The following is a 7172-nucleotide window of genomic DNA, read 5'->3' as shown; positions in this document are numbered from 1 at the left end:
GAAATCGCCTGCCAGATGGGTGACTTGAACAGATATGCCAAAGCTGCTATTCTTGATATGTCACGTAAAGTCATAGAACATCTTGCTGTTAAATATAAAAATGTTGCGAAAGGGGTGAGCCGGACAATGGGTGGAAAAGTATTAAACTATGAAGCAAAAGATATCTTAAACCGCGGACGTGCGGAGGGACGCCGCGAAGGTGAAGCCAGTGGAATTCGAATCGGTGAAGAACGAACCAAAATTCAGATTGCCACAAAACTTCTTAATATGGGGAATGACATAAAATCTGTCGCAGAATTAGCTGAATTGCCACAGGAAACCGTAGAAAAACTGGCGCAAAGTATATCAAAAGAAGAAAAATAAGCATCAGGTGAAACAGCATTAAGTAATGGCTCTAAAGCATTACTGTTAAGCTTCCAGGTAGGGGCAGATACGACAAGTGAAAATAAGATTTCTGTAACAATGGATTCTATGAGTGCAAAGTCTATTGGTGTAGATGGAATTAAGGTAACCGGTTCAGATTCAACAAATGCTGATAAGGCAGTTGATACAATCAGTGATGCAATTAAGAAGGTTTCTAAGCAGCGTTCAGCTTTAGGTGCTGTTCAGAATCGTCTGGAGCATACAATTTCTAACCTTGACAACGCTGTTGAAAATACAACATCCGCTGAATCACGTATCCGTGATACAGATATGGCTGAAGAAATGGTTAGCTACTCAAAGAACAACATTCTTATGCAGGCAGGTCAGTCTATGCTTGCACAGGCTAATCAGCAGAATCAGGGTGTTCTTTCACTTCTTCAGTAATTTGGATTATCGTAATAATCTTAGTTCCCTTGGGCAGACGTTCAGAGTCCGCCTGAGGGACTTTTTGTATATAATAAAAAATAAAGAAACACTTGCAAAATACAGACGGATATGTTATGATACATATATCGTAAGGCAAAAACAACTACAAAAAACATACATCTATGAAGCCTTTGCTGATATTAGGCTCAGGGCTTGGCAAATGCAAATGCAAATGCAAATGCAAATGTATCTATGGAATAACTCAATTCCAATTTTCCAGTATGAAATCGAAAATCGAATAAAGGGGGAGAAAGATTGAACGAAGAATTGAAAAAAACTGTGCGCGCAGTGCAGGGAATGGAACAGTACGATGAAAGTGTAAAACAGGTATTGGCACATAAAATCATACTGGCAAGTATTCTTGTAAATATCGAAGCGCAGAAAGATGAACCGACCTCGTATTACATACAGAACAGGACAGTGTTTTATGCGTGCCGAATGGTGTCTTCTCAGAAAGAGCGGGATTTTACGGGCATGAATTATAATGATATTAAAAAAGTATATACAATATGGATATGCATGAATCAAAAAGAAAACAGCCTGAATTATCTGCATTTAACGAATGAGAAGCTTATGGGGAAGACTGCAATAGAAAAAGCAGGGGATTTGATACACATTATTTTACTGGGACTTGCAAAAAACTTACTACCCTATACAGAGGAAAATAAATTGCACCGGCTGTTGGGTGCATTATTTACAAATGAGTTGACGGCAGATGAGAAAATCAGTATCATAGAATCAGAATATAGCATTGAATCAGAAAGTGAATTGCGAAAGGATGTGAGGAAAGTGAGCGGATTAGGAGAAAGCCTTGTAGAAAGTGCGGCAGAAGAAGCATGGGAACAGCGTGAGATTAAGTTTATCATCAGTATGAACGAAAAAGGCTACACAATAGAGCAGATAGCCGATGTCACGGAAAAGAGCAAAGAAGAAGTAGAGGCAGTGTTGGAAAAAAGTAAATGAGATTGATTAAAAAATAAACTGATTTATAAATTTACTTAATAATATTAAAAATTACGGTCGAATATTGATAATATATTAAGCAAAAATTGGAAAATAAAAATAAAGTATTTTGATTGATTTTGACGGAATTCAATGATATGATACATCTACTCAAGTAAAAGCATACGTGTAAGATATATTACCCGTAGGAGAATGGAGAATCATAATCATGAAAAGACAAACCACTTTATTACAGGCAGTTATTGTATTAGGCGGCTTTCTTGCCTTGGCATTTTTATGCAATCAGTCTGGCATCGAGATACATCTTGCACTTTTTGCAGCCTGGTTTCTTGCAATGGCTGTTGGCAAAAGAAATGGATTTTCCTATCAGGAAATGGAACATGCGGTCACGAAAGGCATTTATGACGGCATGAGCGCTATTTTAATCCTGCTGGCGGTCGGCGCGCTGGTCGGAACGTGGATTTCCGGCGGAATTGTACCCAGTCTGATTTATTACGGTCTAAAAGTAATACATCCGTCTATCTTTTTACTGGCGACATTGATTCTTTGCAGTATTACATCGATTGCAACCGGTACTTCATGGGGAACAGTCGGAACATCCGGTATTGCCATGATGGGTATCGGTTCAGCACTTGGAATTCCGGCACCAATAACAGCCGGAGCCGTATTGTCCGGTGCTTATTTCGGTGACAAGCTTTCACCGCTTTCAGACAGCTGCGTATTGTCTGCGGCAATGGCGGATATTGATGTTATTGACCATGTACGCGGTATTTTGCCGGTATCATTAAGTGCATTTGGTATTACAGGCATTGCATTTACGGTTCTTGGTTTCCGCCTGGGCGGCGGCAGTGCGGATATGACACAGGTCAACAGCGTTATGGCGGCACTTCAGGAAAATTTTCATATCAGTTTATTCGCATTTGTGCCAATGCTGGTTGTTATTATTTTACTGATACTCAAAATGCCGTCCCTGCCGGTTATTTCATTTGGTGCGGGACTTGGAATTGTATGGGGCATTATATTTCAGGGACTGACTCCGGTAAAGGCGATTTCTACAGCATGGGTACAGCTTGAAATGAATACGGGAATCGAATTTATTGATTCACTGCTTTCACGTGGCGGCATGAACAGTATGCTGTGGTCGGTGGCAATTATTATTCTGGGGCTTGGATTTGGCGGATTACTCGACCGGATTGGTATTATTAAGGCAATCGCCGGAAAGGTTTATCAACATATCAACAATGGTGGAACACTGACCGTATTTACGATTATTGTTGGATTTTTAGGTTGTCTGCTTGGCAGTGCAATGTATGTTTCACTGGTCCTTACACCGAAAATCATGGCGGAAAAGTATGACGAAATGGGTTACAGCCGACGGGTTCTTTCAAGAAATGCTGAAATTGGCGGTACGCTGACAGCCGGAATGATTCCGTGGAGTGACAACGGTATTTATATGGCAACAATTCTTGGTGTTGCGACATTTGAGTATTTACCGTATATGTGGCTTTCATTTTCATGCATTGCATTGGCGATAATTTTCGGTTTTACAGGTCTGTTTATGTGGAAAAATAAAAATGCCGTTTAACGGCGGATTGGGGACTATATGAAGAAAATATTATTAATTGCGACAGGCGGAACAATCGCATCTTCTGAATCATCAGAGGGGCTGACACCGTCGATTGATGTAAAAACACTGCTTACCTATATTCCGGAAATTGAGTCTATCTGTCATCTGGAGGGCATTTCCGTGATGAGGGTGGACAGTACCAATATGAATCCGAAGCTGATGGCGCGGATTGCGGAAACGATAGCACAGAATTATGATGCATATGACGGTTTTGTTATTGCACACGGTACGGATACCATGGCATACAGTGCGGCAGGCATTACGTATATGTTAAAAAATCTTGCAAAGCCGGTGGTGTTTACCGGTTCACAGATTCCGATAGAGGCATTGTATACCGATGCCAAAAAGAATCTCTCCGATGCGATTCGTTTTGCGTGTGAGGGTATCCGCGGTGTGTATGTTGCATTTGACGGAATTGTAATCAACGGTACACATGCCATGAAGATTAAAACAAGAAGCTCCGATGCGTTTAAAAGTATTAATTTTCCGGTGATTGCTGAGATTAAACTGGGCAAAATTACGTATAATCAGCTGCTTACTTATTCCGGGCATCTGGATAAATTAAGTGAGGAAATAACCGGTGATTTTGCAATAGATACAAAGGTCTGCCGGGATATTTTTGTATTGAAAATCTTTCCGGGAATCGGAACAGAGCTATTTGATTTTATCCGCACACAGTATAAGGGTGTTATTATTGAAAGCTTTGGTATCGGCGGAATTCCGAATGTTGATGAGGATATCGTGTCAAAGATACATGAACTGATTGAGGCCGGAGTCGCAGTTGTCATTACAACGCAATGCATTTACGAGGGAATTGACCTGAGTATCTATGAGGTTGGGCAGACTCTTGGACGGCAGAAGGTTATTGTTGCTGCAGATATGACGACAGAAGCTGTTGTGATGAAGCTGATGTGGGCGCTTGCACATTATGAGCAGATTGACGATATTAAAAGATACATGGAAACACCATATTTTGCAGATAGAAGTTATTAAACATGAAGACAGGTTAACGCAAAACAGACACCTATCCACTTTATTGTAGATGGGTGTCTGTTTTTTAATCAATATTGATACGGATTAATCCGATGACTTTTCCGATAATTTCGCAGGAATCTACAATAATAGGTTCCATAAAATCATTCTCCGGCTGTAAGCGGATATGTCCGTTTTCCTTGTAGAAACGCTTTACAGTAGCAGAGTCATCTACAAGCGCAACAACAATTTCTCCATTAGATGCGGTAGACTGCTGCTTAACAATAATCTGGTCGCCGTCATAAATACCGGCATTTACCATACTTTCCCCCTTGACATTTAACATAAAGACTTCTTCTTTCGGAATAAATTCCGCCGGAATCGGAAAATAACCTGTAATATTTTCAACAGCTAAGAGCGGCTGTCCGGCAGCAACCTGTCCTATTAAAGGAACATTGACAACTTCACGTCTTGTCAGGTTAAAATTATCATCTATAATCTCAATCGCACGCGGCTTTGTAGGGTCTCTGCGGATATATCCATTCTTTTCCAGGGTTTCCAGATGTGCATGTACAGAAGAAGTCGACTTTAAATTGACTGCCGTACAGATATCACGTACTGATGGCGGATAGCCCTTATTTAAAATCTGGGACTTAATATATTCTAATATTTCAGTCTGCTTTTTTGTAATTCTGCCATATGCCATAGACCATAACCTCCATAAATTTATAAAACTATCGTAACATATCATGCGCAAAAATGCAAACAAATTTTCAGAACAATTTTTCGGAATATATGTTCGATTATGTATTGACAAACATATGTTCAAGAGATATAATACAATCAATTCAAAAGAACAAATGTTTGAGTTTCATTGGAAAGCGAGGATACGATTATGAATGGTATGATGGCAGTTACAAAAAAAGAGCAGGTAAGAATTATAGCAGGACTTTTTTCACCGGCAGGAGTTATTGCGGCAGTCAGAAGGCTGGATATACGCATCATTCACGCAATTTTAGCAGCGGTCCTTTTAATTGCAGTAACCGGTATTGGGGGAAGAATGATAATTGCAAATGCTTCTGTTAAAGAAGGACAGAATGCATTGGAACGGTATTATACAAGCATTACTATTGAAGATTGTGATACGTTATGGGATATCGAGGCACGTTACAATACAGGCGCAGAGAACAAAGAACAGTATATCCGCTCCATCATGCAGATGAATCATATGAGTTCTGATATTTTATACAGCGGACAGAATCTGATCATTTATTATTACGGTCAGCCACAGACGAATTAAAAGCACTGAAAAGAATATCTGCACAGAGGCGCCGCTGCGAAGAAGCTGTGTTTTGTGTAATGGAATTGCATCAGCTGTAATCAATTGGAAAACAAATCAAGTCATTGGATTTTCCGTAAGAATCGTGTATAATATAGAAGTATAACGATAAAGTCAGATAGAGTGAAATGGAGAATTTGTATGATGACATTTGAAGAATTAGGGGTGTCAAAGGCACTGACCGCTGTTTTAAATAAACGGAATATTACAGCACCGACCCCGATACAGCAGCGTGCTTATCAGCCGGTAACAAAAGGAACGGATGTTATCGGCTGTTCCAGCACAGGTTCGGGAAAGACACTGGCTTATTTACTGCCTGTGATTGCAACGATGCAGCCGGACAGCAAATATATACAGACGTTGATACTTGTTCCGACCCAGGAACTTGCAGTTCAGGTGTGTAATGAAGCAGAATTGCTCTTTAAAGGCGCACAGCTGCCATATAAGGCATTATTTCTGATTGGCGAGGGAAATATTAACCGCCAGATTGAATCGCTTAAAACAAAGCCTTCACTGGTTGTAGGTACACCGGCGCGTATTTTGCAGTTAATCCGTCAGAAAAAGCTGCGGGTACATGATGTCAAGACACTTGTGATTGATGAAGCGGATAAGCTGATGGACAAGACATATTGCGAACAGATATTTGCAATCCGTAAATCACTGATGAAGTATACGCAGGTGCTGATGTTTTCGGCAAGTATTGATAAAAAGACACGGCAGATTGCTAATCAGATTACATATCATGCGGTTGTTTTAGATACAAAGCAAAAGAATGAAAGTCTGATTCCAAAAACGATTAAGCATATTTTTATTGTGACAGACAGAAGGGAACGGATTGAAACTTTAAGAAAAATCGCTAAGGCGTTAAATTCAGATAAGGTCATGGTTTTTATTAATACCAGATATGACCTTGAAGAATCCTATCAGAAGCTTCAATATCATCATTATAATGTAGCTGCGTTATCCGGGAATCAGGATAAGCAGGAAAAGAAAACGGCAATTGAACATTTTAAATCAGGAAAGGTTCAGTATCTTTTGGCAACGGATGTTGCAGCCAGAGGCTTACAGATTGATAATGTTGAAACCGTGATTAATGTGAATCTTCCTGAAGAATCCAAGGAATATCTGCACAGGGTCGGCCGCTGCGGAAGAAACGGTCAGGAAGGATTATGTGTATCCATTATTACAGAAAATGAATTGAATAAGATTAAAAAGTATCAAAAAGAATTTAAAATCAATGTAGTACAGAAACGTTTATATAACGGAAAACTGGTTGCTAAGTAAGAAAATAAACGATAGACGGTGATTTATGTAAAAAGAAATACAAAACTTCGTTAAACTTGGGTTTAGCGAAGTGATATATTACAAAGATACTGTCTGCAATTATAAATTATGTTATATGAATGCTCCTCTGCTTTTTTG

At 39.6% G+C, this 7172-nt stretch carries 6 protein-coding genes and 2 pseudogenes; 7 read left to right on the top strand and 1 reads right to left on the bottom strand.

Features of this window, described 5'->3' with window-relative positions:
- The 5 genes and pseudogenes from WMO37_RS13820 to WMO37_RS13800 all read left to right on the top strand — a co-directional run.
- Positions 1 to 363 (top strand): annotated as a pseudogene (locus WMO37_RS13820) (hypothetical protein); the annotation flags it as partial.
- A gap of 39 nt (positions 364 to 402) precedes the next feature.
- A pseudogene (locus WMO37_RS13815) lies at positions 403 to 807 on the top strand (flagellin); the annotation flags it as partial.
- 297 nt (positions 808 to 1104) lie between these two features.
- Positions 1105 to 1812 (top strand): PD-(D/E)XK nuclease family transposase, encoded by a 708-nt coding sequence (locus tag WMO37_RS13810; RefSeq protein WP_349155289.1) that lies wholly within the window; start codon positions 1105 to 1107, stop codon positions 1810 to 1812.
- A 208-nt stretch (positions 1813 to 2020) separates the two neighbouring features.
- Positions 2021 to 3397: a Na+/H+ antiporter NhaC gene (gene nhaC / locus WMO37_RS13805; RefSeq protein ID WP_022432920.1), complete on the top strand. Its 1377-nt coding sequence runs from the start codon at positions 2021 to 2023 to the stop codon at positions 3395 to 3397.
- 18 nt (positions 3398 to 3415) lie between these two features.
- The gene (locus tag WMO37_RS13800) at positions 3416 to 4432 is read left to right on the top strand and encodes an asparaginase (RefSeq protein WP_227089770.1); all 1017 of its coding nucleotides are present in this window, start codon (positions 3416 to 3418) and stop codon (positions 4430 to 4432) included.
- A 64-nt stretch (positions 4433 to 4496) separates the two neighbouring features.
- On the opposite strand, the gene lexA is transcribed toward WMO37_RS13800, so the two are convergent.
- Positions 4497 to 5117: a transcriptional repressor LexA gene (lexA, locus tag WMO37_RS13795; RefSeq protein ID WP_227089769.1), complete on the bottom strand. Its 621-nt coding sequence runs from the start codon at positions 5115 to 5117 to the stop codon at positions 4497 to 4499.
- A 168-nt stretch (positions 5118 to 5285) separates the two neighbouring features.
- On the opposite strand from lexA, the gene WMO37_RS13790 reads away from it, so the two are divergent.
- Positions 5286 to 5711, top strand: a complete 426-nt coding sequence (locus WMO37_RS13790; RefSeq protein WP_227089768.1) for a LysM peptidoglycan-binding domain-containing protein — start codon at positions 5286 to 5288, stop codon at positions 5709 to 5711.
- A 180-nt stretch (positions 5712 to 5891) separates the two neighbouring features.
- Positions 5892 to 7034, top strand: a complete 1143-nt coding sequence (locus tag WMO37_RS13785) for a DEAD/DEAH box helicase (protein WP_349155288.1) — start codon at positions 5892 to 5894, stop codon at positions 7032 to 7034.
- The last annotated feature ends 138 nt before the right edge of the window (positions 7035 to 7172 follow it).

Source organism: Lachnospira intestinalis (assembly GCF_040095895.1).
Taxonomy (GTDB): Bacteria; Bacillota; Clostridia; order Lachnospirales; family Lachnospiraceae; genus Lachnospira; species Lachnospira intestinalis.
The sequence above is the reverse complement of the archived record's forward strand: the minus strand, read 5'-3'. Positions and strand labels throughout refer to the sequence as shown.